Annotated in this window: 24 protein-coding genes; 17 read left to right on the forward strand and 7 right to left on the reverse strand. The window is 67.8% G+C overall.

Going from position 1 to position 26,197, the window contains the following annotated elements; all coding sequences use genetic code 11:
- Positions 1 to 23 precede the first annotated feature (23 nt).
- From BAU07_RS11730 to gmk, 3 genes are read right to left on the reverse strand one after another with little or no spacing between them, the layout of a single operon-like run.
- Complete coding sequence (locus BAU07_RS11730) at positions 24 to 2,324, reverse strand: RelA/SpoT family protein (protein ID WP_066657687.1); 2,301 nt, start codon at positions 2,322 to 2,324, stop codon at positions 24 to 26.
- Positions 2,325 to 2,346: 22 nt separating this feature from the next.
- Positions 2,347 to 2,550: a DNA-directed RNA polymerase subunit omega gene (gene rpoZ / locus BAU07_RS11735; protein WP_066657689.1), complete on the reverse strand. Its 204-nt coding sequence runs from the start codon at positions 2,548 to 2,550 to the stop codon at positions 2,347 to 2,349.
- A 57-nt stretch (positions 2,551 to 2,607) separates the two neighbouring features.
- Positions 2,608 to 3,240 carry a guanylate kinase gene (gmk, locus tag BAU07_RS11740; protein ID WP_084026043.1) on the reverse strand — a complete coding sequence of 211 codons (633 nt, stop codon included), beginning with the start codon at positions 3,238 to 3,240 and terminating at the stop codon, positions 2,608 to 2,610.
- Between the two features lie 269 nt (positions 3,241 to 3,509).
- Here gmk and BAU07_RS11745 point away from each other — a divergent pair, with 269 nt between their 5' ends.
- Positions 3,510 to 4,283 (forward strand): SDR family oxidoreductase, encoded by a 774-nt coding sequence (locus tag BAU07_RS11745; RefSeq protein WP_066657694.1) that lies wholly within the window; start codon positions 3,510 to 3,512, stop codon positions 4,281 to 4,283.
- Between the two features lie 33 nt (positions 4,284 to 4,316).
- Here the strand turns inward: BAU07_RS11745 and BAU07_RS11750 are convergent, their stop codons facing one another.
- The 3 genes from BAU07_RS11750 to BAU07_RS11760 form a co-directional block, all read right to left on the reverse strand.
- The gene (locus BAU07_RS11750) at positions 4,317 to 4,904 is read right to left on the reverse strand and encodes a C40 family peptidase (RefSeq protein ID WP_066657695.1); all 588 of its coding nucleotides are present in this window, start codon (positions 4,902 to 4,904) and stop codon (positions 4,317 to 4,319) included.
- A gap of 248 nt (positions 4,905 to 5,152) precedes the next feature.
- Positions 5,153 to 7,258 (reverse strand): TonB-dependent receptor, encoded by a 2,106-nt coding sequence (locus BAU07_RS11755; RefSeq protein WP_084025630.1) that lies wholly within the window; start codon positions 7,256 to 7,258, stop codon positions 5,153 to 5,155.
- Between the two features lie 72 nt (positions 7,259 to 7,330).
- Positions 7,331 to 7,657, reverse strand: a complete 327-nt coding sequence (locus BAU07_RS11760; RefSeq protein ID WP_157122194.1) for a hypothetical protein — start codon at positions 7,655 to 7,657, stop codon at positions 7,331 to 7,333.
- A 292-nt stretch (positions 7,658 to 7,949) separates the two neighbouring features.
- On the opposite strand from BAU07_RS11760, the gene BAU07_RS11765 reads away from it, so the two are divergent.
- The 15 genes from BAU07_RS11765 (at position 7,950) to BAU07_RS11835 (ending at position 23,982) form a co-directional block, all read left to right on the forward strand.
- Positions 7,950 to 8,873: a bestrophin family protein gene (locus tag BAU07_RS11765; protein ID WP_066657702.1), complete on the forward strand. Its 924-nt coding sequence runs from the start codon at positions 7,950 to 7,952 to the stop codon at positions 8,871 to 8,873.
- A 161-nt stretch (positions 8,874 to 9,034) separates the two neighbouring features.
- On the forward strand, positions 9,035 to 9,937 hold the full coding sequence (locus BAU07_RS11770; protein WP_066657704.1) for an SDR family NAD(P)-dependent oxidoreductase: 903 nt from the start codon (positions 9,035 to 9,037) through the stop codon (positions 9,935 to 9,937).
- 75 nt (positions 9,938 to 10,012) lie between these two features.
- A complete protein-coding gene (locus tag BAU07_RS11775; protein WP_066657706.1) occupies positions 10,013 to 10,429 on the forward strand; it encodes a Zn-ribbon domain-containing OB-fold protein in 417 nt (138 codons plus the stop codon).
- Complete coding sequence (locus BAU07_RS11780; RefSeq protein ID WP_066657708.1) at positions 10,426 to 11,595, forward strand: acetyl-CoA acetyltransferase; 1,170 nt, start codon at positions 10,426 to 10,428, stop codon at positions 11,593 to 11,595. Before BAU07_RS11775 ends, BAU07_RS11780 begins: the two co-directional genes overlap by 4 nt.
- 137 nt (positions 11,596 to 11,732) lie before the next feature.
- Positions 11,733 to 12,401: a 3-oxoacid CoA-transferase subunit A gene (locus BAU07_RS11785; RefSeq protein ID WP_066657710.1), complete on the forward strand. Its 669-nt coding sequence runs from the start codon at positions 11,733 to 11,735 to the stop codon at positions 12,399 to 12,401.
- Positions 12,401 to 13,069 (forward strand): 3-oxoacid CoA-transferase subunit B, encoded by a 669-nt coding sequence (locus BAU07_RS11790; protein ID WP_066657713.1) that lies wholly within the window; start codon positions 12,401 to 12,403, stop codon positions 13,067 to 13,069. The genes BAU07_RS11785 and BAU07_RS11790 overlap by 1 nt, the downstream gene beginning before the upstream one ends.
- 24 nt (positions 13,070 to 13,093) lie before the next feature.
- On the forward strand, positions 13,094 to 14,056 hold the full coding sequence (locus BAU07_RS11795) for a Bug family tripartite tricarboxylate transporter substrate binding protein (RefSeq protein WP_066657716.1): 963 nt from the start codon (positions 13,094 to 13,096) through the stop codon (positions 14,054 to 14,056).
- 126 nt (positions 14,057 to 14,182) lie between these two features.
- Positions 14,183 to 15,523, forward strand: a complete 1,341-nt coding sequence (locus BAU07_RS11800) for a class-II fumarase/aspartase family protein (protein ID WP_066657718.1) — start codon at positions 14,183 to 14,185, stop codon at positions 15,521 to 15,523.
- A 198-nt stretch (positions 15,524 to 15,721) separates the two neighbouring features.
- The gene (locus BAU07_RS11805) at positions 15,722 to 16,231 is read left to right on the forward strand and encodes a sigma-70 family RNA polymerase sigma factor (RefSeq protein WP_066657722.1); all 510 of its coding nucleotides are present in this window, start codon (positions 15,722 to 15,724) and stop codon (positions 16,229 to 16,231) included.
- On the forward strand, positions 16,210 to 17,256 hold the full coding sequence (locus BAU07_RS11810; protein WP_415830456.1) for a FecR domain-containing protein: 1,047 nt from the start codon (positions 16,210 to 16,212) through the stop codon (positions 17,254 to 17,256). The genes BAU07_RS11805 and BAU07_RS11810 overlap by 22 nt, the downstream gene beginning before the upstream one ends.
- Before the next feature lie 397 nt (positions 17,257 to 17,653).
- The gene (locus BAU07_RS11815) at positions 17,654 to 20,260 is read left to right on the forward strand and encodes a TonB-dependent receptor (RefSeq protein ID WP_084025632.1); all 2,607 of its coding nucleotides are present in this window, start codon (positions 17,654 to 17,656) and stop codon (positions 20,258 to 20,260) included.
- Positions 20,261 to 20,285: 25 nt separating this feature from the next.
- Positions 20,286 to 21,332, forward strand: a complete 1,047-nt coding sequence (locus tag BAU07_RS11820) for a hemin-degrading factor (RefSeq protein ID WP_066657724.1) — start codon at positions 20,286 to 20,288, stop codon at positions 21,330 to 21,332.
- Positions 21,333 to 21,342: 10 nt separating this feature from the next.
- Positions 21,343 to 22,176, forward strand: coding sequence for a heme/hemin ABC transporter substrate-binding protein (locus BAU07_RS11825; protein ID WP_066657727.1), 834 nt, complete (start codon positions 21,343 to 21,345; stop codon positions 22,174 to 22,176).
- Positions 22,177 to 22,225: 49 nt separating this feature from the next.
- Positions 22,226 to 23,194, forward strand: coding sequence for a FecCD family ABC transporter permease (locus BAU07_RS11830; RefSeq protein ID WP_066665340.1), 969 nt, complete (start codon positions 22,226 to 22,228; stop codon positions 23,192 to 23,194).
- Positions 23,191 to 23,982 (forward strand): heme ABC transporter ATP-binding protein, encoded by a 792-nt coding sequence (locus BAU07_RS11835; RefSeq protein ID WP_066657730.1) that lies wholly within the window; start codon positions 23,191 to 23,193, stop codon positions 23,980 to 23,982. The genes BAU07_RS11830 and BAU07_RS11835 overlap by 4 nt, the downstream gene beginning before the upstream one ends.
- A gap of 5 nt (positions 23,983 to 23,987) precedes the next feature.
- Here BAU07_RS11835 and BAU07_RS11840 read toward each other — a convergent pair whose 3' ends face one another.
- Positions 23,988 to 25,052: a VWA domain-containing protein gene (locus tag BAU07_RS11840; protein WP_066657737.1), complete on the reverse strand. Its 1,065-nt coding sequence runs from the start codon at positions 25,050 to 25,052 to the stop codon at positions 23,988 to 23,990.
- A 73-nt stretch (positions 25,053 to 25,125) separates the two neighbouring features.
- On the opposite strand from BAU07_RS11840, the gene BAU07_RS11845 reads away from it, so the two are divergent.
- A complete protein-coding gene (locus BAU07_RS11845; protein WP_066657740.1) occupies positions 25,126 to 26,193 on the forward strand; it encodes a S1C family serine protease in 1,068 nt (355 codons plus the stop codon).
- The last annotated feature ends 4 nt before the right edge of the window (positions 26,194 to 26,197 follow it).

Consider the following 26,197-nt stretch of genomic DNA (forward strand, 5'->3'; position numbering starts at 1 on the left):
CCCAGACGGGCCGGAAAGCTGCGTCAGCCCTTCACGCGAACGATCTTCTGCACCTGGGGAACGTGGCGGATCGCCCGTATCACTTGCGCCAGGTGTTTGCGGTTGTCGACCTGCACCGTCAGGTGCAGGGACACGGTGGACGCCGCGTCGTCGTGCATGGTCACGTGGACGATATTGGCATCGGTGGCGGTGACTTCGGCGGCCAGCCTGCCCAGCACGCCGCGTTCGTTGCGCGTCACGATGTCCAGGCGCGTGGACAGATGCTTGGCGGTCTGCGCATCCCAGGCCACATTGATCCAGCGTTCCGGTTCGCGCGCACGCTGTCGTGCGGCGACGGGACAGTCCGATGTGTGCACCACCAGGCCGTGTCCGAGCCGCATGCCGGCGACGATGGGGTCGCCGGGCAACGGCCCGCAGCAGGGCGCCAGTTGTACCGCCTGGCCTTCGTTGCCCTGGATCAGGATGGGCGCGCTGCGCGCGGCCGTGATCTCGTCGACGGCAGCCGCGGTGGTGGCGATCAATTGGTATTCCGGGGCGAAGCGCCGCGCGACCACGGCGGCCAGGCGCTTGCCCAGCCCGATATCGGCCAGGATCTCGTCGCGTGAGCTGGCGCCCGTGCTGCGCGCCAGTTTTTCCCATTCGGGATCATCGGCCGCCGGCAGGGAAAGATGCAATTCCTGCAATGCCTGCGCCAGCAGGCGTTCGCCGAAGGCGACCGATTCCGCGTACTTCACCGTGCGCAGATAGTGGCGGATTTCCGACCGTGCGCGACCGGTGCGTACATAGTTCAGCCACTGCGCGTTGGGTCGCGAAGCGGGCGAGGTGATGATTTCCACCGTATCGCCGCTGGACAGCTCGGTCCGCAGGGGGATGAATTCGTTGTTGACCTTCGCCGCCACGGCCTGGTTGCCGATATCGGTGTGGATGGCGTAGGCAAAATCGACCGGCGTGGCGCCGCGCGGCAGCGAGATGATCTTGCCATGCGGCGTGAAGACATAGACCGCGTCGGGGAAGAGGTCGACCTTGACGTGTTCCAGGAATTCACTGGAGTCCCCCGTCTGGCTCTGGATATCCAGGAGCGATTGCAGCCACTGGTGGGTGCGCTTCTGGAGGTCGTTCAGGGAGACGTCCGCGCTCTTGTACAGCCAGTGCGAGGCGACGCCTTCTTCGGCCACATGATGCATGTCGCGCGTGCGGAACTGGAATTCCACCGGCGTGCCGTAGGGACCGACCAGCGTGGTGTGCAGCGACTGGTAGCCATTCACCTTGGGAATGGCGATGTAGTCCTTGAACTTGCCGGGCACCGGCCGGTACAACTGGTGCAGGGTGCCCAGCGCCAGATAGCATTCCGGCAGCGTGTGGACCACGACCCGGAAGCCGTAGATGTCCAGCACTTCCGAGAAGGTCTTCTTCTGGTCGACCATCTTGCGGTAGATGCCGTACAGCGTTTTCTCGCGGCCGCTGACCTCCGCCTCGATGCCCGCGGCAGGCAGTGCCGCGCGCACGGCGTCTTCGATCTTGCTGATGACTTCGCGCCGATTGCCGCGCGCGGCCAGCACCGCCTTGTACAGCACCTGGTACCGGTTCGGGTACATGGCCGCGAAGCACAGGTCCTGCAATTCGCGAAAGAGCAGGTTCAGGCCCAGCCGGTGGGCGATGGGCGCGTAGATTTCCAGGGTTTCGCGGGCGATGCGGCGGCGTTTCTCCGGGGCCACCGCGTCCAGCGTGCGCATGTTGTGCACGCGGTCGGCCAGCTTGATGAGAATGACGCGCACGTCGCGCGCCATGGCCAGCAGCATCTTGCGGAAGCTTTCGGCCTGCTGCTCCGCCTTGGTGGCGAAGTCCAGGCGGTCCAGCTTGGACAAGCCGTCGACCAGGTCCGCGACTTCCGGGCTGAAGCGTTCGGCAAGCTCGTGCTTGGTGACGCCCTGATCCTCCATGACGTCATGGAGCAGCGCCGCGGACAGCGCGTTGGCGTCCAGCTTCCAACCGGCACAGATTTCCGTGACGGCGATGGGGTGGGATATGTACGGTGCGCCGCTGGCGCGGAACTGGCCCAGGTGAGCCTGGTCGGCGAAGCGGTAGGCTTCGCGCACCCGCTCGACGTCCTTGGGGTCCAGGTACTGGCTGATGATTTCCGTCAGCGGCGCTAGCGACGCGATCTGCGGGACTGCGGGCACATCGGCGGCCTGCTGAATGGCCGCCGCAATGGGCGAGGGGGCGACTTTACTGGACCGCCGGCCGGGGCGGCGTCCCAGCCGGGAACCCGCACGCAGGGCGGCGAGCAGTCCCGTGGAGGCATATTTGAATGCGGGGAAGGCCATGCGCGCCACCTCCCGACCGCGATCAGGTCGGTACTTTACGCAGCATTTCAGCGCCGGTGAGTCCCGAGGCGATCTCGCGCAGGGCGGTGACCGTGGGCTTGTCCTTGCTGTCCAGGCGCGGAGCGTGGCCCTGGGCCAGTTCACGTGCGCGGTAGGTGGCAGCCAAGGTCAGCGTGAAACGATTGGGAATGTGGCTCAGACAATCTTCAACGGTAATACGGGCCATAGTGGGTCACCTGATGACGAACGGATTGGAAGAGGGGAACGAAGCTGCGCCCTGCGCTCAATGGGGCGCCGAGATGCCGAGCTGCGAGAACAACTGGGCGTGGCGGACGGCTTGTGAGGAGAAACGCAACCGCGCTGCGCTGACGATCTGGACAAGTTCGTTCAACGCAACGCTAAATTCTTGATTAATAATAACATATTCGCATTCCGGCGCGTGCGCGATTTCACCGCCGGCGCCCAGCAGGCGGCGCGCGATGACGGAGTCGGAGTCCTGCCCGCGCGCGCGCAGGCGGCTTTCCAGTTCCTCGATGGACGGGGGCAGGATGAAGATGCCGATGGCGCCCGGAAACCGCTGCCGCACCTGGCGAGCGCCCTGCCAATCGATTTCCAGCAGCACGTCGCGGCCTTCGCGCGTGGCCTGCACGATGCCGTCCACCGGCGTGCCGTAGAAATTCCCGTGCACCTCCGCCCATTCCAGCAGCGCGTTTTCCTCGCGCATGCGGTCGAATTCGGCCGCCGTGACGAACCGGTAATCGCGGCCGTCGGTTTCGCCGGGGCGTGGCGCGCGCGTGGTGCACGATACCGAAAGGCAGATCGCCGGGTCCTGCTGGAGCAGGGCGCGGACCAGGGTGGACTTGCCGGCGCCGCTGGGCGCTACGACCATAAATACGTTTCCAGGGGAGGCGGACATTCCGGCGGCGGGCGGCATGGTGGGTACGGTAAGGGCCAAGACGGCAAGGATAACAAATCGTGAAGCCCCATCGTGCTGTTGTACGCGGTGTCGTACTCGTCTTCCCCGTGCGTGGTACCTGAATTTTGCGGGAGGCGGGCGGGGCCGTTTCGGCATGGCCGGGCAGCCGCTCCGTTGGCCGTGCCTGCCTCGCGCGGTCCCCGCGAGCGGACCTGCCCCTGGCCGGCCTTTGGGAGTAGCATGCCCGGTACTTTTTCAAGGAGACGGGTATGAATCCGAGCGGCAGGCGTGGCGATGGCAAGGTAGCGGTGGTGACGGGGGCCGGCACCGGCATCGGGCGGGCGGTCGCCCTGCAATTGTTGTCCGAAGGCTACCGGGTAGTGCTTGCCGGACGCCGCGCGGAGCCGCTGGAACAGACCCGCACGTCGGCGGGCGATGACGCGGTACGGGCGCTCGCTGTGCCTACCGACGTCTGCGACGAATCGTCGGTACGCCATCTCTTCGATGAAACGCAGCGCGCCTATGGCCGCCTGGACGTCCTCTTCAACAACGCGGGACGGGGCGCGCCGGCCGTACCCATCGAAGATCTGCCGGTGGACGTCTGGCGCAGCGTGGTGGACACCAACCTGACCGGCATGTTCCTGTGCGCGCAGGCGGCGATCCGGATCATGAAGGCGCAGCAGCCACGCGGCGGCCGGATCGTCAACAATGGATCGATTTCCGCGCACGCGCCGCGGCCTTACTCGATCGCCTACACCTCGACCAAGCATGCGGTCACGGGACTGACCAAATCGATTTCCCTGGACTGCCGGCAGTACGACATTGCGTGCGGGCAGATCGATGTCGGCAACGCAGCCACGCCGATGACGGAACGCATGGTTGCCGGCGTACTGCAGCCCGACCACACGGTCCGGCCGGAGCCGCGCATGGACGTGGCGCACGTCGCCGAGGCGGTGGCCGCGATGGTTGCCTTGCCCCTGGATGCCAATGTCCAGTTCATGACCATCATGGCCACCAAGATGCCCTTCGTCGGGCGCGGCTAGCCGCGCGGCGACATAACGGGCCTGGGCGGGGTCTTAGCGGGAGCTGGAAGCCACGGCGACCGCGTTCCCGCCGTGCGGGTCCAGATAGCGGCGTGCGCCGTTGAAGCGCTTGGACCAATAGGCGTTGTCCAGCGTATCGACGCGGACGCGCTCGCCGCGGGTCGGCGCGTGGACGAATTCGTTGTTGCCGATGTAGATGCCGACGTGCGAAGTCTGGTTGCGGCGCCGGACGCCGAAAAAGACGAGGTCGCCGGGCTGCAGCTCGGTGACCCGGACGGCGCGGCCTTCGCCACGCTGGTCGCGGGCGCGGCGCGGCAGGTCCACGCCCACGACTTCCTTGTAGATGAAGCTGACCAGGCCGCTGCAGTCGAATCCCTCGTCGGGATCGTCGCCGCCCCAGCGGTAGCGCGTGCCGATGGCATCGAGCCCGGCGGCGACGACGCGGTCGCGCAGGCTGGGCACGGTGGGCAGATCAGTGGGGGAAAGCCCTTTCAGCGACCCGAATGCATCGGGCGAGACCACGGCCACGGCGGTGCCGGGCAGGGCAGAGAGGGCAAGGGACAGGAGGGCGGTCGATAGGAAGATTCGCGGTAGGGGTCTGCGTGTCGTCGGCGGCGTCATAACTTCACATGAAATACGGTGCGGAATGGCGTGGCTTCAACTGCGTTCAAGCCGGCGGATGGATCGGGTCGCCGGCGATTATATCCTATGAAATAACGCTTACATTTGTGGGCATCCTCGTTCTATCTCTTCGAATCTGGCGGCATTTTGTGACATCCTCCGTGCGCGCTGCCATGCGCCCGGGGCCCTGCCCGCCTGGTAGGCAGAAGGGATCCCGGGGTGTTTGCGCCGCGCCGGCGCCCGCGCCGCTAGAAGCTGGCCCTCACGCCCACCAGCACGGCGCGCCCGCCTTCGGGCGCGAGATCCCGCACCACCGAAGTGGCGTAGCGGATTTCCTGGTTGGTCAGGTTCGTCCCGCGGAGATACGCCTGCCATTGCGTCTTGTCGATGCGGAAGGCGTAGGTCAGGTCGGCATCCAGCCGGTAATAGCCGGCCGTGCTGTCGTCGTTGTCGGGCACGCGATGCTGCGCGAAGGCCTTGGTGAACGACACGCCGGCGCCCCAGGCGCCATAGGCGTAGTCCAGCCCGAAGCCCAGGCGTAGCGGCGGAATACGCGGCAGCGGCTGCCCCGTATCGCTATTGCGCGCGTGGGTATAGTCGCCGGACAGCAATACGTCGAGCTTGTGGCCGCCACGATCCAGGACACGGAAGGTGCCTTCCGCTTCGAAGCCGAAGAAGTCGGCCGGCACACCGCGGTAGACCGCCTGGGTCAGCGCATCCTCGGAGCCAGCCGGCACGATATTGCCTTCATCGTCGGTGAACAGGCCGGTATTGACTTCCGTTATGTAGTTGCGGAAGTGGCTGTAGAACACGCCGAAGCTGCCATGGTGCGGGCCATCCTTGAAGCGCAACCCCAGGTCGCCGGAGAAGGACCGCTCCTTGGGCAAGGACGGGTCGCCGATCAGGAACTGCCCGGTGGCTTCGTGGGGGCCGTTGGCGTAGAGCTCGTAGAACGTGGGCGCGCGCTCGGTGTACGAGGCATTGGCGGCCAGCGACCAGACGCTGTCGAACTTGTAGATGCCGCCCAGCGCCAGGCTGCCCGCCGTGAAGTCGCGATTCGCGGCATCGGTGAACTTGGGGTTGCCCTGCGCCGACGGAGACAGCCGCGTGTATTCCACCCGGCCGCCCGCGCTGAGCGTCAGGCGGTCGGTGACGTCCCATTGCTCCAGGTCGAACAGCGCCAGCGTATCCGTGTCCGTCGTGGGAACCAGCGCCTCCCCGCCCAGCGCCGAAAACTTGCTTTGCCCGATCTGCAGGCCCAGTGCGCCGTGCACCGGTCCCAGGTCGCGATGCTGTGCCTCGATGCGCGCTTCGTAGCCCCTGTTCTTGAAGGTGGTCCCTGTGATGCCGTCGTCGACTTCGCGGTGCCGGTAGTCGGTATAGGCGAAGTCGAACTTCAGGCTTTTGAAGGGCCCTTCGAGGTCGCGGATCTGTCCCGTCGCGCCAAAGCGTTCCTGGCGCATCTTCAGGCGTACGGAGTCCTCCGCGACCGAACCGTAATCGGAGTCGTAGCCGCTGTAGGAAAGGCCGGCGTAGCCGCTGTCGCCTGTCCATGCCATCCCGATGCCGCCGCCATGGACCGAGCCATCGCTGTTGGGCAGGTGATCGCGGGGTTCGTCCGTGCCGGGCTCGTCCTGCGCGCGCAAGCTGGAAGAGCGGGCATAGCCGGGAATGCGCAGTGTGTCGGTGGACCGTGTGAAGCCGTCCGCCCGGATGGCGAACCGGCCATCGCCGCCCTCCAGCTGGACGGCGCCGGAGCGGCTGTCGTTGGCGCCGCCCCAGTCGCCCTGGGCCTGGCCGTGTATGCCCTGGACAGGTTCGGTGGGAATGCGGTCGTCGATGACGTTCACCACGCCACCCACGGCGTTGCCGCCATAGAGCAGGGCGGCCGGCCCGCGTATCACTTCGATGCGGCTGGCGGTGAGCGGATCGATCGGCACGGCATGATCAAAGGACAGCGAAGATGCGTCCACCGAACCCAGTCCGTTGTTCATGATGCGGATACGGTCCCCATCCATCCCGCGGATGATGGGGCGCCCGACCATGGGTCCGTAGGTCGTCGTGGAAATACCCGGCAAGCCGTTCAGCGTCTGGCCCAGCGTGTCGGCACGGCGCAGGTCCAGGCCGGTGCCCTCCAGCACGGTGCTGGGCGCCGTCAGTTCGGCGTTGCCCAGCGGATTGCCGGTCGCAATGACAGGCGGCAGCGTGACTGGCGCGCCCGGATCGGAGGCAGCGGAGGAAGTGGCCTGTGCCCGCGCGGAGGGTGCGGCGACCAGGGCGAGGGCAAGGGCAAGAGGCGTCAGGGCGAACAGGCGCATGGCGGCGCCTGGACCGGCGAGGCGGGATATGGACATCGTTTTTTGAGCAAGAGAGGGGTGTCCCGGCCAGTGCATACGGGCCGGATGCGGGAATCGATGAAGCGGCGTTCAGGCGTGGGACGGCGGCGCGCGTGGCAGGATCCACGGCGTCTCGATCGAAGCCCGCGTGGCCCCGGCGGTGGTGTGCGGCGGGCCGGCATCGTGCGACGGCGGCGCGCCTGCGCTGGCCAGCGGCAGGACGTGATCGAAGAACTGCCAGGCGTCGCAGCCGTGACAGTGCGCGGGCGCGCCATGCGGCGCCCGGTCGTCTCCGTCCGCTGCACCAATGTGTTCCTGCCCCTCCATGCCCGGCGCGCCCGCGGACACGGACAGGAGGGGACGCAGGTGCGTGAGCGCGTGCAGCGTGGCGCCCATGGGCGCGAAAACTACGATCACCCACACCCACGCCAGTACAGCGGCGTGGATAACCGGATGCCGTGCCGGCGCAGCGTAAGCGCGGTCCACCTGCAAGCTTTTCCCCGAGTAGGCGCCGCCCCCTGGCGGCTCGATTCACGACCCCGACCCGGCGCCGTCCATGCGCCTGCCGATCAGGATGCTTTGTGCTGTTTATGTAATGATATATTGTTCTATATCGGACTGGTCAACGAGTTTGCAGGAATTCGCCTTGGCGGCTGCGTCGCGTTGCTAAGGTGTCGCGATCGCCGCCGACGGCTGCCGAGCACGCCCGATGATCGTCCGACCCAAGACAAACTGGTTCCGCATGCTGTTCGCCTGGGAGGGCTCGGTCCAGAACACCATACTCGCGCCCCTGGCCATCATTCTCGGACTATCGCTGCTCGCCCTCTGGGGGCACCACCGCAGCGATCATTTCTTCCTGCGGCTCAGCCCCGTGCCGTTCTCCCTGATCGGCGTGGCGCTGGCCATTTTTGCCAGTTTCCGTAACAGCGCCTGCTACGAGCGCTACTGGGAAGGGCGCAAGCTCTGGGGCCAATTGCTGGGTGCATCGCGTTGCCTGGCGCGCTTTGCGATCACCGTGCCGGGGCTGCCGGCCGCACATCCGGAAGTGCGCCGCGTCGTCGACCTGCTGGCGGCCTTCGCGCACGCCTTGCGCCATCAACTGCGCGGGACTGATCCCGCCGACACGCTGGCCCGGCTGCTGGGGACCGCGGAGGCCGCCGAGGTGATGCGGCGCGCGTACCGGCCGCACCATGTGGTCGCGCTATTGCAAGCGCATATCGAGGCATGGCGGCGCCAGGGGCGGCTGAGCGACGTGCTCTTTGCCGCCTGCCTGGCGCAGCTGGATATCCTGACCGCGACCGCGGGCGGCTGCGAACGCATACGAACCACCCCGGTGCCGTATGCCTACGAAGTGCTGCTGCACCGGACGACGTACTTCTATTGCGCCTTGCTGCCCTTCGGCCTGGTGGAGAGCACCGGATGGGCGACACCCATCGTGGCGGTCTTCATTTCCTACGCGTTCCTGGCCCTGCACACGATCGCCGGGGAACTGGAAGACCCGTTCGGCCAGGACGCAAACGATCTGCCCCTGGATGCGCTGACGGTTCATATCGAACGTTCGCTGGCCGAGGCGACCGGGGCGGCGTCCTTGCCCCCCGTTCCCGTGCCCGACGAGCATTACCGCCTGGGCTAGGCGGGGGCGTGGCGCGTGTCGCCCGATTTCCCCGCCGCCGTTGACAGCGTATATGTACAGCCCATAGAATATGTTCATACATATAACGGCTGTGCGCGCTGCAATGGTTGCAACGCCGGCAAGACACTGGCGACGCACGATCGGCGCCGAGGGCGGACAGGATGGAAGACAAGGTTGTTGTGGTCACGGGCGCCGGCGGCGCCATCGGGCGCGGCATCGTGCATGCCCTGGCGGCGGCCGGGGCGAAAGTCGTGGTCAACGACGTGGGCGTATCGCTCACGGGACAGGGCGGCGATAGCGCCGTGGCCGAAGCGCTGGCGGCCGAGATCCGCGCCGCCGGCGGACAAGCCGTTTCCAATGCCGACAATGTGTCCGACTGGAATAGCGCGCAGCGCATCGTCGCGTGCGCGCTTGATCACTTCGGCCGCGTGGACGCCGTGGTCAACAACGCCGGCAATCTGCGCGACCGCTTTTTCCACAACATGACCGAAGAGGAATGGCGCGCCGTCATCGATGTCCATTTGCATGGCACGTTCTTCGTCAGCCGCGCGGCTGCGCCGCACTTCCGCGCGCAGAACGGCGGCGCCTACGTCCACATGACGTCGACGTCCGGGCTTATCGGCAATTTCGGCCAGGCCAACTATTCGGCGGCCAAGCTGGGCATCGTGGCATTGTCCAAATCCATCGCGCTGGACATGGCGAAATACGGCGTTCGCTCCAATTGCATCGCCCCCTTCGCCTGGAGCCGCATGACCGACTCGATCCCGGCCAATACGCCGGAGGAAGCGGCGCGCGTGGAAAAGCTCAAGCGCATGGACGCCGGCAAGATCGCGCCCATGGTGGTGTTTCTGGCGAGCGACGCGGCCAACGCGGTGACCGGACAGATCTTCGGCGTGCGGGCCAACGAGGTGTTCCTGTTCAGCCAGCCGCGTCCGGTGCGCTCCGTGCACATGAGCACCGGCTGGACGCCGGAACTCATCGCCGAAGTGGCCATCCCCGCGATGCGCAGCCATTTCCACGAGTTGGAGCGCTCGCCGGATGTCGTGTGCTGGGATCCGATTTAGGGCCGACCCACGGCGTGACGCGTATGACGGACCCGCGCGCCAACGCCCATTGATAACGCATAACGGAACACACAGATGTCGCAACGAGACACGGCGCCGGACGGCGGCGCGACCCCGGCCACGGGCCCGGAGCAAACCTATTTCAACTATCTCGTGTCGGGCGAGTGGCGCATCCCGCGATGCCAGCGTTGCGACAAGGCGGTCTTTTATCCGCGCGTGGCCTGCCTGGCGTGCGGCAACGACACGTTCGACTGGGTGGCTCCCTCGGGGCTGGGCACGATCTACTCCACCACGGTGATGCGGCGGCCGGCACAGGCGGGCGGCGACCTGCATCTTTGCCTGGTGGACCTTGACGAAGGCTTCCGCATGATGAGCCGCGTGCAGGACAAGGACCCCGCGGCGGTGCGCATCGGCGATCGGGTCCGGGCGAGGCTGGTGGGCGAGAACGAACAGACGCTGGTGGTGTTCGCACCGACGGAGGACCAGGCATGACACGCAATCCTTTGCGCGGCGGCGCCGCGATCGTCGGCGTCGGGCAGGCCGGCATGGGCGCGGCCACGGGCTATACCGAGATGGAGATCCTGGCGCAGGCGGCGATGGCGGCGGTGGCCGACGCGGGCTTGACGATGCAGGATATCGACGGCCTGTGTACCTGCAGCGCCTCGGCCACGATGTGGGCCATGCCGGTCGCCGAGTACCTGGGCGTGCGGCCGAGTTTCCTCGACAGCACCATGCTGGGCGGCTCCAGCTTCGTGGCGCATTTGTTGCCGGCGATGCATGCCTTGTTGTCCGGCCAATGCAAGGCGGTGCTGGTGTGCTATGGCAGTACGCAGCGTACCGGTACCGTGAACCGCGCGGCGGTGGGCAAGATGCGCCAGGTGCTGGATCCGCAGCCCTACGAGACGCCCTATGAGCCGATGCAGCCGATCAGCGCGTACGCGCTGGCGGCGGCGCGGCACATGGCGCAATACGGCACGACGCGCGAGCAATTGGCCGAAGTCGCGGTCGCCGCGCGCGCCTGGGCGCGCCTGAACCCCGAAGCCTGGTCGCGCGATCCCTTGACCGTGGAGGACGTGCTGGCGTCGCGCATGATCTGCGATCCGTTGACGCTGCGTGACTGCTGCCTGTTGACGGACGGCGCCGGCGCCTTCGTCATGGTGCGCGCCGACCGCGCCGCCGACACGCCGAACGCGCCGGTGTATGTGCTGGGCAATGCCACCGCGGTATGGCATCGCCAGATCTCCTCGATGGAAGACCTGACCGTCACCGCCGCCACCGAATCGGGCGCCCGCGCCTTTGAAATGGCGGGCGTGTCGCGCCAGGACATCGACCTGCTGTGTCTCTACGACGCATTCACCATCAACACCATTCTTTTCCTGGAAGACCTGGGCTTCTGCCCCAAGGGTGAAGGCGGGCGGTTCGTCGCCGGCGGCCGGATCGCGCCGGGCGGCGAGTTGCCGGTGAATACCAATGGCGGGGGGCTGTCGTTCGGGCATCCCGGCATGTATGGCGTGTTCCTGGTCATCGAGGCGGTGCGCCAGTTGCGCGGGACGGCCGGCGCGCGGCAGCAGAAGGCCGAGCTGGCCCTGGTGCACGGCAACGGCGCCACGCTTTCGAGCCAGTCCACCGCCATCCTGGGGACGGCAGCCACGCTGTAGAAGCGCCGGTGCCGGTGGCCGCGGACAGCGTCCCGGCCGCCGGCGCGGTGTACGCCTCCTGTGTCGCGCGAGCCCGCTGCAAGCGTGCCGCGCGGTGCAGCCTGTATTGCCTTGAAGAGCCAAAGGAAGACACTTCGATGATCAACAAGATTTCTCCGCGCCTGGTCGATGCGGTGTCCTGCATCGGCGACGGAGCGTCCGTGATGGTGACCGGCTTCGGAGACTCCGGCCTGCCGCGTGCGCTGCTGGATGCGCTGATCGAGCACGGTGCGACCGACCTCACCGTCATCAGCAATAACGCCGGAACCGGTACGACCGGCCTGGCGGCGCTGCTGGCGGCGGGGCGGGTGCGCAAGATTATCTGCACCTATCCCAAGTCGTCCGGCGCGGACGTGTTCCGCGACCTGTACAAGGCGCGCAGGATCGAACTGGAACTGGTGCCGCAGGGAACGCTCATCGAGCGCATGCGCGCTGCCGGTGCCGGGCTGGGACCGTTCTATACGCCCACCGGCTACGGCACGCCGATCGCGGAGGGCAAGCCGCAGCAGGTCTACAAGGGCAGGGGCTACGTGCTGGAGGAACCCTTGCACGCCGACTTCGCGCTGGTCAAGGCCTATCACGGCGATCGCTGGGGCAACTTGACGTACCGGCTGGCGGCACGCGGCTTCGGCCCGGTCATGTGCATGGCCGCCAGGACCGCCATCGCGCAGGTCGACGACATCCTTCCGCTGGGCATGATCCAGCCGGAAACCATCGTTACCCCGGGAATTTTCGTAAGCAGAATCGTGCGCAAGGACGCCCACTGATGAACGACGCCAAGAAACTCAGCCGCGACCGGGTTGCGCAACTGGTAGCCGAAGACATCCCGCCCGGCAGCTACGTGAACATCGGCCTGGGCATGCCCACCCTGGTCGCCAAGTACCTGGACCCGCGCAAGGAAATCATCCTGCACAGCGAGAACGGCATCCTGGGTATCGAGGACGTGACGCCCGGCGATCCGGGCGACGAGGACCTGATCAATGCCAGCAAGGCGCGCCTGCAACTGATACGCGGCGCTTCGATATGCGACCAGTCCCTGTCCTTCGCCATGATGCGCGGCGGCCATCTGGACGCAACCATCCTGGGCGCGTTCCAGGTGTCCTCCGAGGGCGATATCGCCAGTTGGGCCACCGACGATGCCGAAGCCGTGCCGGGCATCGGCGGCGCCATGGACCTGGTGGCGGGCGCGCGCAAGGTCATCGTCGTCATGGAGCACACCACGCGCGACGGCAAGCCCAAGCTGCTGCGCGCCTGCACCTTTCCGCTGACCGGCAAGGCAGCCGTCGACACCATCTATACCGACATGGCCATCATCGATGTCGTGCCGGGCCAAGGCTATGTCGTGCGCGGCCTGGCGCAAGGCATTACCCGCGAGGCATTGCAGGCGGCCACGGATGCGCCGCTTTCCTTTGCCGATCCCCTTACCGTTCTATAACAAGCACGCAGGAGACCACCCATAATGAAAAAATTCATCAAGCACGTGTTTTGCGCGGCGGCCCTCGCCGTTTCGTCCAGCGCGGCGTTCGCCGCCTTCCCGGACCATGCAGTCGAATTGATCATTCCTTATCCCCCGGGCGGCACCGCCGATGCAGTGGGGCGGCCGCTGGCCGACGGGATGCAGAAGCGGCTTGGCGTGCCGGTGGTCGTCCAGTACAAGGCGGGCGCCAGCGGAACCATCGCCACCCAGTACGCCGCGCGCGCCAAGCCGGACGGCTATACGCTGATCATGGTGCTGGCCGCGCATGCCATCAATCCCAGCCTTTATCCCAATCTGCCGTATGACTCCGTGAAGGACTTCACGCCGGTGTCCATGGTGGCGAAGCTGCCGCTGGTCCTGTACACCAATCCGAAGTTCCCGCCCAAGACGGTGCAGGAATTCATCGACTACGCCAAATCGCATCCCGGCGCCGTGTCGGTCGGTTCGGCCGGCAACGGCAACACCAGCCACCTGGCGCTGGAACTGTTCAACAACATGGCGGGTGTGAAGCTGCTGCATGTGCCGTACAAGGGCGGCGGTCCGTCGATCACCGCCGCCATGGGGGGCGAGGTCAATGCAGTGTTTGCCGGCCCGGATACGCTGCACCTGGCACAGGCCGGCCGCCTGCATCCCCTGGCCGTCACCAGCCCGCAGCGCCTCGCCCTGACGCCGAACACGCCTACCGTGCAGGAGTCCGGCCTGAAAGGCTATGAAGTGCAGGGCTGGTACGGCCTGCTGGCCCCGGCCGGCACGCCCGACGACGTGGTCAAGGTCCTGCACAAGTCCGTCAGCGATACGCTGGCCGATCCGGAGTTCGCCAAGACGGTCGAAGCGCTGGGCTACATCCCGTCGCCGTCGACGCCGGCGGGCTTCATGGATTACATCAAGGAAGAAATGGCGCGCTGGAGCAAAGTCGTCAAGGACGCCGATATCAAGCTCCAGTAAGCAAAACGCCCAGGAAGCGCCACCCGCCGCACCGCGCATCGTCGTCGACGCCGCGACGGCAAGGCCGGTAAGCGCTTCCGTGGGCGGGCCGCCGTCGCTTTCCATCAACCTCGCAGCACCCACACCATGCCCATTTCCGTTATCGATTCAGCCATTTTCAAGGACATGTTCGGAACCGCAGCGATGCGCGCGGTATTCGACGACGCCGCAACCTTGCGCCGCTATGTCGAGACGGAGGTCGCGCTGGCGCGCGTCCAGGGCCGTCTGGGCATCATCCCGGCGGCGGCGGCCGAGGCGATCGCCGCGCGTGCCGACGCCGGCAAGCTGGATATCGAATTGCTCAAGGCAGAGACCGAAATCGTCGGTTATCCCATCCTGCCGCTGGTGCACCAGGTCGCGAAAATGTGCGGCCCGGAAGGCGAGTACCTGCACTGGGGTGCCACCACGCAGGACATCATGGATACGGCGACGGTGTTGCAGATCCGCGAAGCCCTCGGCCTGATCGAGGCGGATCTCGATGCGCTGGACGGCATACTCGACGGACTGGCCGAACGGTACCGCGACACGCCGATGGCGGGCCGCACGCATTTGCAGCATGCCTTGCCGGTGACCTTCGGGTACAAGGCGGCGGTGTGGCTGCTGATGGTACGCCGGCATCGGGAAAGGCTGGCCCAGCTCAAGCCCCGCGTGCTGATCGGCCAGTTCGGCGGCGCGGCCGGCACGCTGGCATCGCTGGGCGACGGCGGCCTGCCGGTACACGAAGCCTTGATGCAGGAACTTGGACTGCGCGCCGCGCCGGTGACCTGGCACGTGGCCCGCGACGGCCTGGCGGAGGCGGTGCAGTTCCTGGGACTGGTGACGTCTACGCTGGGCAAGGTCGCGCTGGACATCATGCTGATGATGACCAACGAACTGGGCGAGGCCTTCGAGCCCTTCGTCAAGAATCGCGGCGCGTCCAGCACCATGCCGCAAAAGCGCAATCCCATTTCCTGCGAACTGATGTGGAGCGCGTCCAAGACCGTGCGGCAGCACGCCGGGCTGGCGTTGGACGCCATGGTGCAGGATTTCGAGCGCGCCACGGGGCCATGGCACCTGGAATGGTCGGTGATTCCGGAGTCCTTCATTTTGACGGCCGGAGCGCTGCGCCAGGCGCGCTTCATGCTCGGCGGCCTGGAAGTGGACACTGTCCGCATGCGCCGCAATCTGGACCTGACCGGCGGCCTGATCGTCGCCGAGGCGGTGATGATGGGCCTGGCGCCGTACCTGGGCCGCCAGACCGCCCACGATGTGGTCTACGACGCCTGCCGCAGCGCGTACACCAGCGGTGCGACGCTGGCGTCCGTACTGAAGCAGGATCCCAAAGTCTCCGCGCACCTGGATGCGGCAGCCATCGAAAGGCTGTGCGACCCGGCGGGGTATCTGGGCGCCGCGCCGGAGATGGTCGACCGGATGCGGGCGAGCACATAGCGCTGCGATACGGCCCGGCGAGCGGGGCGGGGAATGGACAGGGCCTTCCGCCCGGCTGCCGAATGGAGCCGGGCGGTGCGCATTGTGGGGTGGCGTGACGTCAGCCCTGATTCCCGGGCGTTGATCCGACCTTATACGTCCGTCGTGTAATGAGAGTGATTTCTATTTACAATAGAGCACTTTCAGGAGCTTCGTGCCGTGTCGACCCCCGTGCTTGTGTCCGCCGATCCCGTTCATCTGCTTTACCACGACCACCACCGCTGGCTGCAGAACTGGTTGCGCGCCAAGCTGGGCAATACCTTCGATGCCGCGGATCTGGCGCAGGACACCTTCGTGCGCGTGCTGCGGCACCGTCATGAGCTGGACCGCCTGCTGGAACCGCGCGCCTACCTGACGACGATTGCCAGGCGGCTGATGCTCAACCTGTTCCGCCGACGCTCGCTGGAGCAGGCCTATCTGGACGCGCTGGCCTGCCTGCCGGAGGCCATGGCGCCATCTCCCGAGCAGAGGTTGACCATTCTCCAAGCCCTGCACGAGATCGACGACATGCTTGCCGGCCTGCCGCGGCCCACCCGGCAGGCCTTCCTGATGGCGCAGATCGAGGGCTTGAGCCATGCGGAAATCGCCACGCGGTTGAAGGTGTCGCTGCGTACCGTGCACCGGTACATTGTTCGAGGCTACGAGCAGTGCATCCTGACGGGCGGGTAACGGCCGCGCAGGGTGGGCCGGCTGCGGATGGCGCCATCGATGCGGCCGCGGCGTCGCCAGCCGGCCCGCCGTCGCTGGAACGCGGCGTCGCCCGCGCGGCCGCCCGCTGGCTGCTGCGCCTGAGTTCGCCGTCGGCCACGGACGCGGATGTGCGGGCCTGCGCGCGCTGGCGCGCCAGTCGGGCCGAGCACGAGCAGGCATGGCAACGCGCACAGCGCATCAACGAACGGTTCGCGCGCGTACCGGCCGCCCTGGGCATGGCCGCATTGGACCGTCCGGAATCGCGGCCGCGCCGGACGGTGTTGAAAGCCCTGGTGGCGCTGGTCGCCGGCGGCGCGGGCGCCTGGGCGGCCGGGCAGGGGCGGGCGCGGGAATGGATCGCCGACTACCGCAGCGGCGTCGGCGAATACCGGCGGGTGGCCCTGGACGACGGCAGCGTACTGGAGCTGAACACGTCGACCGCGGTCGACGTGCGCTTCGACGCCCGGATGCGGCTGCTGCGCCTGTACGGCGGCGAGATCGCGGTACACGCGGTGCGCGACGCGACGGCGGCCGGCAGGCCGCTTCTGGTGAGCACCCGCCATGGCGAGATCGAAACCGAGGCGGCCGACTTCGACGTGCGGGATGGAGACGCACGCTGCCAGGTCCAGGTCCGCGCGGGCGAGGTCCGCATCCGCTGCGCGGGCCTGCCCGGCAAGGCCGTCGTGGTGAAGGCCGGCCAGCAGGGCGATTTCACGGCTAGCGCCTTGCCGGAGGCGGCGCCCGCCGATAGCCGGGTGGACGGCTGGACCCGCGGCATCCTGTACGCCGACCGGATGCCGCTGGCGGACTTCGCGCACGAGCTGGGCCGCTACCGCCGCGGCGTGCTGCGTTGCGATCCCGCCGTCGCCGGACTGCGCATCTCCGGCATCTTCCAGTTGCGCGATACGGACGCTGCGCTGGCGGCACTGCCCGCCACGTTGCCCGTGCGCGTACGCTACCTCACCCCGTATTGGGTCGGCATCGGTCCGGCAGCACGCGCGTGAGGCCGCCCGACCGCCTTCCATCTGCCCGCGGGGATGCGCGCCGAGGGCCCGCGGCGAATTCCGAAGGCTTTCCTGCCCTCGGACGGGCGCCGAAGTGACGACGTTACAAAGCCGTCCCGCGCGACGTGTCCGGTTCGGCGGACACGCGGGTCATGGTCAGTGTAGGCAGCCAAATGCCGACACCCCTTGCATTGGAAGGATGACCATGGCTCATTTTCGCGTCGGCCGTGTGAACGGCGCTCGCATCACTCCGGACACCGGCCGGGCTCCCGGCCTTTCCGGCAGGTCCACTACCGCCGCCTCGACCGCCCTGGCGGCGCCCGTCGTTCCACAGCGGGCGCATACACAGCGGGCGTACACACGGCGGGTCCGCACACCGCAGGTTCATACGTCGCGAATGCGCGCCCCGCACGCTTCGGCACTACCTGCCACGCTGGCCCTCGCCGTCGCGTCGGTACTGGGTGGCTTGCCGTCCGGCGGCGTTCACGCATCGCCACCCGCATCGCCCGCCTTCGTACCGACGCCTGCCCCGGGCGGCGCCGTTCGCACTGCATCCCTGGGCGACGCCGACAGGATCCCGGCCGGCCCCCTGGCAGAAAGCCTGTCCCGTTATGCGGAGCGCCAGGGTGTGACCGTGCTGTTCGATCCGGCCCTCGTGCAGGGCGCGCGCGGCCGGGAACTGGACGGACGCCATTCCGTCATGGAAGGCTTCGCGCGCCTGCTGGCGGGCACCGGCCTGACGGTGCGCGAGCGCGGCCCAGGGGTCTACGTGGTCGAGCGCGTGCCTGCGGGCGGTGTGGCCCAGCTGCCGCCGGTGACCGTCGACGGCGCCGTTCCGGATGCGGCGCCCGCCTGGGAATCGACAACCGACCGCGCGCGCCTGGACGCGCTGCAGATCGACAGTTGGAGCGATTTCGGCAGGCGCGCCGAAGCCGGCGTGAATTACAACCGCCAGAACAACAGCATCAACATCCGGGGCATGGACCAGGACCGCGTGCTGACCCGCGTGGACGGCATCCGGCTGCCCTGGCTGGACGACGGCGCGCGGGGCGTGAAGGGCGGACTGGAAGCGGTGGACTTCAATAGCCTGTCGCGCGTGGACATCCTGCGGGGCGCGGACGCGACGCGGGGCGGGTCGGGCGTGCTCGGCGGCATGGCCGACCTGCATACGCTCGAACCGGGCGACCTGCTCGACGGCGACAAGCGCTTCGGCGCGCTGGTCAAGTCGGACTACGATTCCGCCGATACCAGCCGTGGCGCCAACGCCGCCCTGGCGGGACGCATACGAGACAACACATACTGGCTGGTTCAGGCAGGGGTGCGCAGCGGCCACGACCTGGACAACCGCGGCGATGTGGGCGGCTACGGCCCGGCGCGCAACGAACCCAGTCCGGAACACTATGACCAGCACAGTTTCCTGCTGAAGTTGCAGCAGCGCGTACAGGGCGGCCATCGCTTCGGCCTGACGGGCGAGTATTTCAAGCGCGACGCCGACATCGACAATATGTGGCAGCAAGGGCCGGGAACGAATTACCTGTACGGCGAGAACACCACCACCAAGAAATCCGAGCGCCAGCGTATCTCGCTGGATTACGCCTACCGGGCTCCCGGCAGCGGCGCGATCGTCGATGAAGCCACCGCCGTCGTGTATTGGCAGCGCGTCAAGCTGGACGAAGCCCAGGACGGCATGCGCAGTCCCGATGCGCGGGCGCGCATCATCCCGCGCGACCCGTTCCGCTATGGCTTTCCAAGCGGCGCCTTCGGCCGCGACAACGTGATCCAGCAGACACTGTTCGGGACCAGCGCCGAGCTGGCCAGGCGCTTCGACGGCCCGGTCGCCCAGCGCTGGGCGCTGGGCGGCGAATGGTATGGCAACAGGACCGAGCAGTATTCCAGCGGCTACGACAACTGCCCGGCCATCCGGCCGGGCCTGCCGGCGCCGTTCGGCCCGCGCAGTTGCGATCTGCTGCACACCAACCAGGCCGATTCGCCGCCGTCCCGGGGCGAACAATGGGCCTTGTGGGCGCAGGACGAATTCAGTTTCGCCGACGGGCGCTACACGCTGATGCCGGCCCTGCGCTACGACCGCTATGAACAAAGGCCGCGCGACGGCAACGGCTACGCCAGCAACCCGAACGCCGGCCCCTTGCCGCCGTCTTCCAGCGGCAGCCGTTTTTCGCCCAAGCTGCTGGGCACCTGGCATGCGCGCGAGACGCTCAGCCTGTATGCCCAGTACGCCTATGGTTTCAAGGCGCCCAGTCCGACGCAGCTCTATACCAATTACGGCGCGCCCGGCTCTTACCTGCGCGTGGGCAACCCCTACCTGAAGCCGGAAACCAGCAAGGGCTGGGAGTTGGGCGCGAAGATGGGCTCCGAAGCGCTGGGCGGCGCATTGGCCATTTTCGACAACCGCTACCAGAACTTCATCGACAGCGACGTTCCGCTGAATCCCGCGTCGCCGCAGTGGCAGCCGGGCTGGGCCGGCCAGTATCCCCTGGGGATCACCGGCGCAGTGAACCGGTCGCGCGTGCGCATCTACGGCGCCGAGGCCAGCGCCCACTGGCGCTTCATGCCGGGTTGGCGGACCTGGGGTTCCCTGGCCTGGGCGGTGGGCAAGGACGAGGGCACGGGCCAGTACCTGAATTCCGTGGCGCCGCTCAAGGCCATCGTCGGCCTGGGCTACGGCCGCCAGGCATGGGGCGTGGATGCCATGCTGACCACGGCCATGCGCCGCAACAAGGTCGAATATCCGCAAGCCACGCGCGACGCGCCCAATCCCGACTTCCGGGCGCCGGGCTATGGCGTCGTGGATCTGATGGGCTATTGGCGGCCGGCCGCGGTCAAGGGCCTGCGGGTGCAGGCCGGCGTGTTCAACCTGTTCGACAAGAAGTACTGGCAGGCCATCGATGTGCCGACAGCCGGCGCCACGCCCATCCCGCGCCCGGTAGACTGGTACACCGAACCGGGACGCAGCGTGCGGCTCTCACTGACTTACCAATATTGACCCTGTATATGGATCGAGGAACGGCATGACCGACAAGGATTTCGAGACCCTCGCCACGGATCTGCGCGCGCGCAGCAAGGCCTTGGCCGACGACAACCCCAGGCTGCGGGCGCGCGACCTGGCGCGCCTGCTGGACGTGTCCGAGGCCGAATGGGTGGCCGCGGGATGCACCGGGGTGCCGGCGGTGGCGCTGACCGGCGAACCGCAGGCCATCTTCCGAGAGCTGGGGACGCTGGGCGAAGTGATGGCGCTCACGCGCAACGACCATTGCGTCCACGAACGGCACGGCCGATATGAAGACATCCAGGCCCAGGGCCCCGTCGGCCTGGTGCTGGGACCGGACATCGACCTGCGCGTGTTTTTCTCGTGCTGGCGGTCGGCCTGGGCGGTCGCGCAGGACGGCCGCCACAGCCTGCAATTCTTCGACGGCGCAGGGGTGGCCGTGCACAAGATCTATCGAACCGATGCCACCGACGTGGCGGCCTACGACGCGCTGGTCGCCCGCTTTGCGGGTACCCCCGAATGGCCCACGCCGCAACCCTACGCCGCCTCTACCGATGCCGATCATGTTGGCGATGACCATGCCTGGCGCGAGGCGTGGCTGGGCATGCGCGATACCCACGAGTTCTTCCCGCTGCTGCGCAAGTTCAAGGTGACCCGCCTGGCGGCGCTGCAGGCCGCGGGCGACGACCTGGCCCAGCGGGTTCCGGCCGACACCGCCGAGCGCATGCTTGCATCGGCCGCCGGGTCAGGCCTTTCCATCATGTGCTTCGTGGGCAATCGCGGCATGATCCAGATCCACACCGGCCCGGTCGGCAACCTGCGCCGTACCGGCCCTTGGTACAACGTGCTGGACCCGAAATTCAACCTGCACCTGGACACCACCGCCATCGATTCCGCTTGGGTGGTGAACAAGCCGACCTCCGACGGCTGGGTCACCTCGCTGGAGCTGTATTCCAGCGCCGGCGAACTGATCGTGCAGTTCTTCGGCGAGCGCAAGCCGGGCCGGCCCGAATTGCCCGAGTGGCGCGCCCTGATGTCCGGATTCTGCCGCGTGCCGCTGGCCGTCTGAAGGGACTGCAATGAAGAAACTGCTGGTGGTGGTGCTGGGTTGGATGATCGCCTCGTGGGCCTGCGCCGCGCCGCCATCCAGGGTGGTCACCCTGGGCGGCAGCGTCACGGAAATCGTCTATGGCCTGGGGCAGGGGGCACGCCTGGTGGGGGACGACTTGTCGAGCCTTTATCCGGAAGCCGCGACGCGCCTGCCGCGCGTCGGCTACTACCGCGCCGTTCCGGTCGAAGGCGTGCTGGCGTTGCAACCCGACCTGGTCCTGGCGTCGGAGCAGGCCGGGCCGCCCCACGCGCTGAAGCGGCTTGCCGATGTCGGCGTGCGCGTGGTCACGGTCCCGGATGCGCCGTCCATCGAATCGCTGCAGGCGCGCATCCGCGCGGTGGCGGAGGCGCTCGGCGTGCAGGCGGCGGGCGAACGCATGGTGGCCGACGTGGCGCGCCAGATGGAACGCGCGCGTGCGGTGCCCGCCACGCGCGCACGCGCCATCCTCTTGATCAACCGCAGCGGCACGCCGCAAGCCGCCGGCCAGGGTACCGCCGCCAATGAGATCATGACGCAGGCCGGGCTGGTCAACGTGCTGCAGGCCCAGCAGGGATACAAGCCGGTATCGGCGGAAGCCGTGGCGGCGCTGGCGCCCGAACTGATCGTCGTGACCGCGACCTCGCTGCAAGCCAGCGGTGGTATCGATGCACTGCTGCGCCTGCCGGGCCTGGCCGCCACACCCGCCGGGGCGCACCGGCGCGTGATCGTCATGGACGACCTGCTTATTCTGGGGCTGGGACCGCGCCTGCCGTTGGCCTTGACCCAGCTCAAACAGGAGGCCGCGCGTGCCATGGGGCATTAGGGGCGTGCCGAAGCGCAATGCCGCGACCGGCCCCGATCCCCGCTGGGTCCTGAGCGGCCTCGCGCTGGCGCTGGCCCTGGTCGGTCTGGCGGCCAGCGCCAGCGGCGCCGTATCCATTCCCCTGAGCGAGCTGCCGGACCTTCTGTGGCACGCGGCCACGCCGCGCACCGAGCTATGGCGCAACGTGCTGCTCGATATCCGGATGCCACGCGTGGTTTTCGCCTTCGTCGCGGGCGCGGCGCTGGCGGTCAGCGGCGCCGCGATGCAGGCGCTGTTTCGCAATCCCCTGGCGGAGCCGGGCCTGATCGGCATTTCCGCCGGCGGCGCGCTGGGCGCGGTGGCCGCCATCGTGCTGACGTCCGGCGGGTTCCAGCTCGTGGCGCCCGCGGCTTTCGCGGGCAGCCTGGCGGCGACCCTGTGCGCCTATGCGCTGGGACGGCGCGTGCCCGGCGTGGCCGGTCTGCTTCTGGCGGGCATCGCGATCAATGCGGTCGCCGGCAGCATGATCGGCCTGATTACCTTCGTGGCCAATGACGCCCAACTGCGCGATATCACGTTCTGGACCATGGGCAGCCTGGCCGGCGCCAACTGGCGCTTGCTGGCTTTCCTGGGGCCGTGGACCTTGCTGATGTCCCTGTGGCTGATGCGCCAGTGGCGGGTGATGAATGCGCTGTTGCTGGGCGAGCGCGAAGCGCAACACCTCGGGTACGCGCTGCGGCGTGTGCGCGCGCAGCTGGTCCTGGCCTGCGCCCTCATCGTCGGGCCGCTGGTTGCCGCCACCGGCGGCATCGGCTTCGTCGGGCTGGTGGTGCCGCATCTGGTCCGCATGACGCTGGGCGCGAATCACCGGTGGCTGCTGCCGGCCTGCGTGCTGGCCGGCGCACTGGCGCTGACGCTGGCGGACTGGCTGTCGCGCGTGGCCGTCGTGCCCGCCGAGCTGCCGATCGGCCTCGTGACGAGCCTGGTGGGTGGGCCTTTCTTCCTGTGGCTGCTGGCGCGGGGCGGGAAGCAGGCATGACACTGGCCGCGGAAAACATTTCGGTGACACGTGGCGGCGTCCGCATCCTGGACGACGTATCCCTGGCGGTGCAGCCCGGTGAAGTCGTGGGCCTGCTGGGCGCCAATGGCGCCGGCAAGTCCACGCTGCTGGGGGCCTTGGCGGGCGAGCACCGCGCCGACGCGGGCAAGGTGGTGTTGGACGGCACCGAACTGCGCCACCTGTCGCACCGTGCGCAGGCGCGCTGCCGCGCGGTGTTGCCGCAAAAGCCCGGCCTGGCGTTCGACCTGGATGTGCGGGATGTGGCGGCGATGGGCGCCTATCCCTTTCCGGCATTGTCGCCGGCGCACGTCGATGCGCTGGTGACCGAGGCGCTGGACCTGGCCGATGTCCGTCACCTCGTTGCGCGACGCTACCCCGAACTGTCCGGCGGCGAGCAGCAGCGCGTGCAGTTCGCCCGGGTGCTGGTTCAGTGCAATGCCGCGCGTGACGACGGCGCGTCATCACGCTATCTGTTGCTGGACGAGCCCACGGCCAGCCTGGACCCCCGGCACCAGGCCGATCTGCTGCGCATCGCCGCGCGGATCGCGCACCTGGGCACCACCGGGGTGCTTGTCATCCTGCACGACATCAACCTCGCTGCGCGATGGTGCGATCGGCTGTTGCTGCTGAGCGCGGGCGGTACGGTTGCCGTCGGTACGCCGCCAGAAGTCCTTACACCCGCCAACCTGAATCTGGCCTACGGCATCGACGCCCATGTGATGCCCCATCCCCTGCAGCCGCAGCGCCTGCTCGTACTGGTTTCCTGACACCATCATCGGCGGAACCACAGGTACGACAGCGTGCAGGCCATGGCCAGCAACAGGGCGGCCGCCGCGGTCAGCAGCGCCGAGATCTCGGTGTCCTTGCGTTCGAGCGACAGGCGGGTGCTGAGATTGCGGTAAACCTGGCTCAGGTCGGCGGCGGACCCGGCCTGGAAGTACTCGCCGCCCGTCATCTTGGCCACTGCCCGCAATGTCGGTTCGTCCAATTGCATGAAATACGACATGCCTTCTTCGCCGATATAGCCGCCCTGGCGCGTACCGAAGCCCACGGCATAGATGCGCACGCCACGCTTGGCGGCCATGCGTGCCACTTCGACGGGGTCCGGGCCGGTGGTGCGGCGGCCATCGCTAAGCAGAATGATGGCGCCGTTCGGATAGGATCCCGGCTCCACGGGCGGTCGCTCCTGTTCCCGTTTGCGGGCCGCTTCGGCAGCGCCGTTCCGGCCCAGCGGCGCGGCCTGCCGATCGAAGCGCAGCGACGGCGTGTTCAGCAGCACCGCTTCGACATCGATGCCGTCGTTCGGAAAGAGCGTGGCCAGCGCGACGATCAATCCACTGCCGGTGGCCGTGCCGCGTTGCAGTTCGAACCGGTCGATGGCGTCGAGCATGTCCTGCCGGTTGTCGGTGGGCGGCTGCACGACGGTCGCCGCCGCGGCAAAGGAAACGATGCCCAGCCGCACGCTGGGCGGCAGTTCGGCGATGAAGTTCCTTGCCGCCTGCTGTGCGGCAACGATGCGCGTGGGCGCGACATCGCCCGCTTCCATGCTGCGCGAGACATCCATGGCGAGCACCAGGGTCAGCGTATCCGCTGGCAGCGTGACGGTCGCGGTGGGGCGCGCGCAGGCCAACAAGGCGGCGGCCAGGGCGAGCAGGAAGAGTAGCGGCGGGATATGGCGCCGCAGGCGCTGGCGGGGGCCGAGCGCCGCCCGCGCCAGCGCAACGCTGGGGTAGAGCAGCGCGGCCTTCTTGCGCCGGGCGAGCACGTACACATAGGCCGCCACAAGGATGGGCAGCGCCAAAAGCAGCCAAAGCATTTCGGGCCAGAGAAACCGCATACAGTTCTCCTTGGCGCGTTGATGCGTCGATGGTACTTTACTCCGACGGCGGCACGGGACTTCGGTGGCTGCGATGAAACGGCGTGCGATCTACGGATGGACGGCGGGGGCGGCGGCGCTGGTGGTCGCGGCGGGCCTTTCCTTTGCCTGGTACATGCAACCGCGCTGGCGGCTGCTCACGCAGGCCGACATCGACGCCGCCGTCCTGCACACGTTGCAGACCAAGCGGCTGCCATCGCGCACCGCGCGAGCGGCCGAAGCGGTCCAGCAATCGGTCGTCGAAATCCATGGCTATCCTGCCGTGCAGGAGGAAGCCAAGCCCGCCGCGCCGCAGGATGGCGGACAGGGGCCGCCGCAGGATCCACCCCAAGGACCGTACCGGGGACCGCCGCAGGAGCCGCGTGCCGAGCCTGCGCCACCGCAGGGGCAGGGGCGCGAGTCCGCGCCGGTACCGCCACAGGCGCCGGCCCGGCCGCCCAACCCCACACCGCCGCAGGCGCAAGGCCCGGACGTGCCACGTTCAGCGCCTCCGCAGGCCCAGGTTCCGCCACCGTCCCAGGAGCACGCGCCGGACGGCAAGGGCCAGGGCGAGGCCAGGCGAGGACCGGTCAATATCGGATCCGGCGTGGTGGTGACCGAAGGCGGTCTCATCCTTACGAACTACCACGTCATCGCCGGCGCCGCGCGGCTGACGGTGACCTTCCACGACGGCAGCGAGTCGGAAGCCTCGGTGCTCAGCGTCCAGCCGGAAAAAGACCTGGCGGTCATCCGCGCCAAGTCGCTGCCTGACGACCTGCCGCCTGCCACGCTGGGGTCCAGCCGGGACCTGGCGCCGGGCGACGAAGTGGTCGCGGTCGGCTTTCCCTTCGGTATCGGCCCGTCGGTGTCCGCCGGCGTGGTGTCCGGGCTCAACCGCGAATTCGTTTCGGCGGAGAGCAAGCAGGACCTCGATCACCTGATCCAGTTCGACGCCGCCGCCAATCCCGGCAATTCCGGCGGTCCCCTGGTCAATATGGACGGCGAGGTGGTGGGCATCGTCACCGCCATCCTGAACCCCGCGAAAACCGGCACCTTCGTCGGCATCGGCTTCGCGACCACCATCGAAAGCGCCGGCACGGCCGTGGGCTTTTCTCCTTTCTAGAGAG

Origin of the sequence: Bordetella flabilis (assembly GCF_001676725.1) — a bacterium.
GTDB classification, from domain to species: Bacteria; Pseudomonadota; Gammaproteobacteria; order Burkholderiales; family Burkholderiaceae_B; genus Bordetella_C; species Bordetella_C flabilis.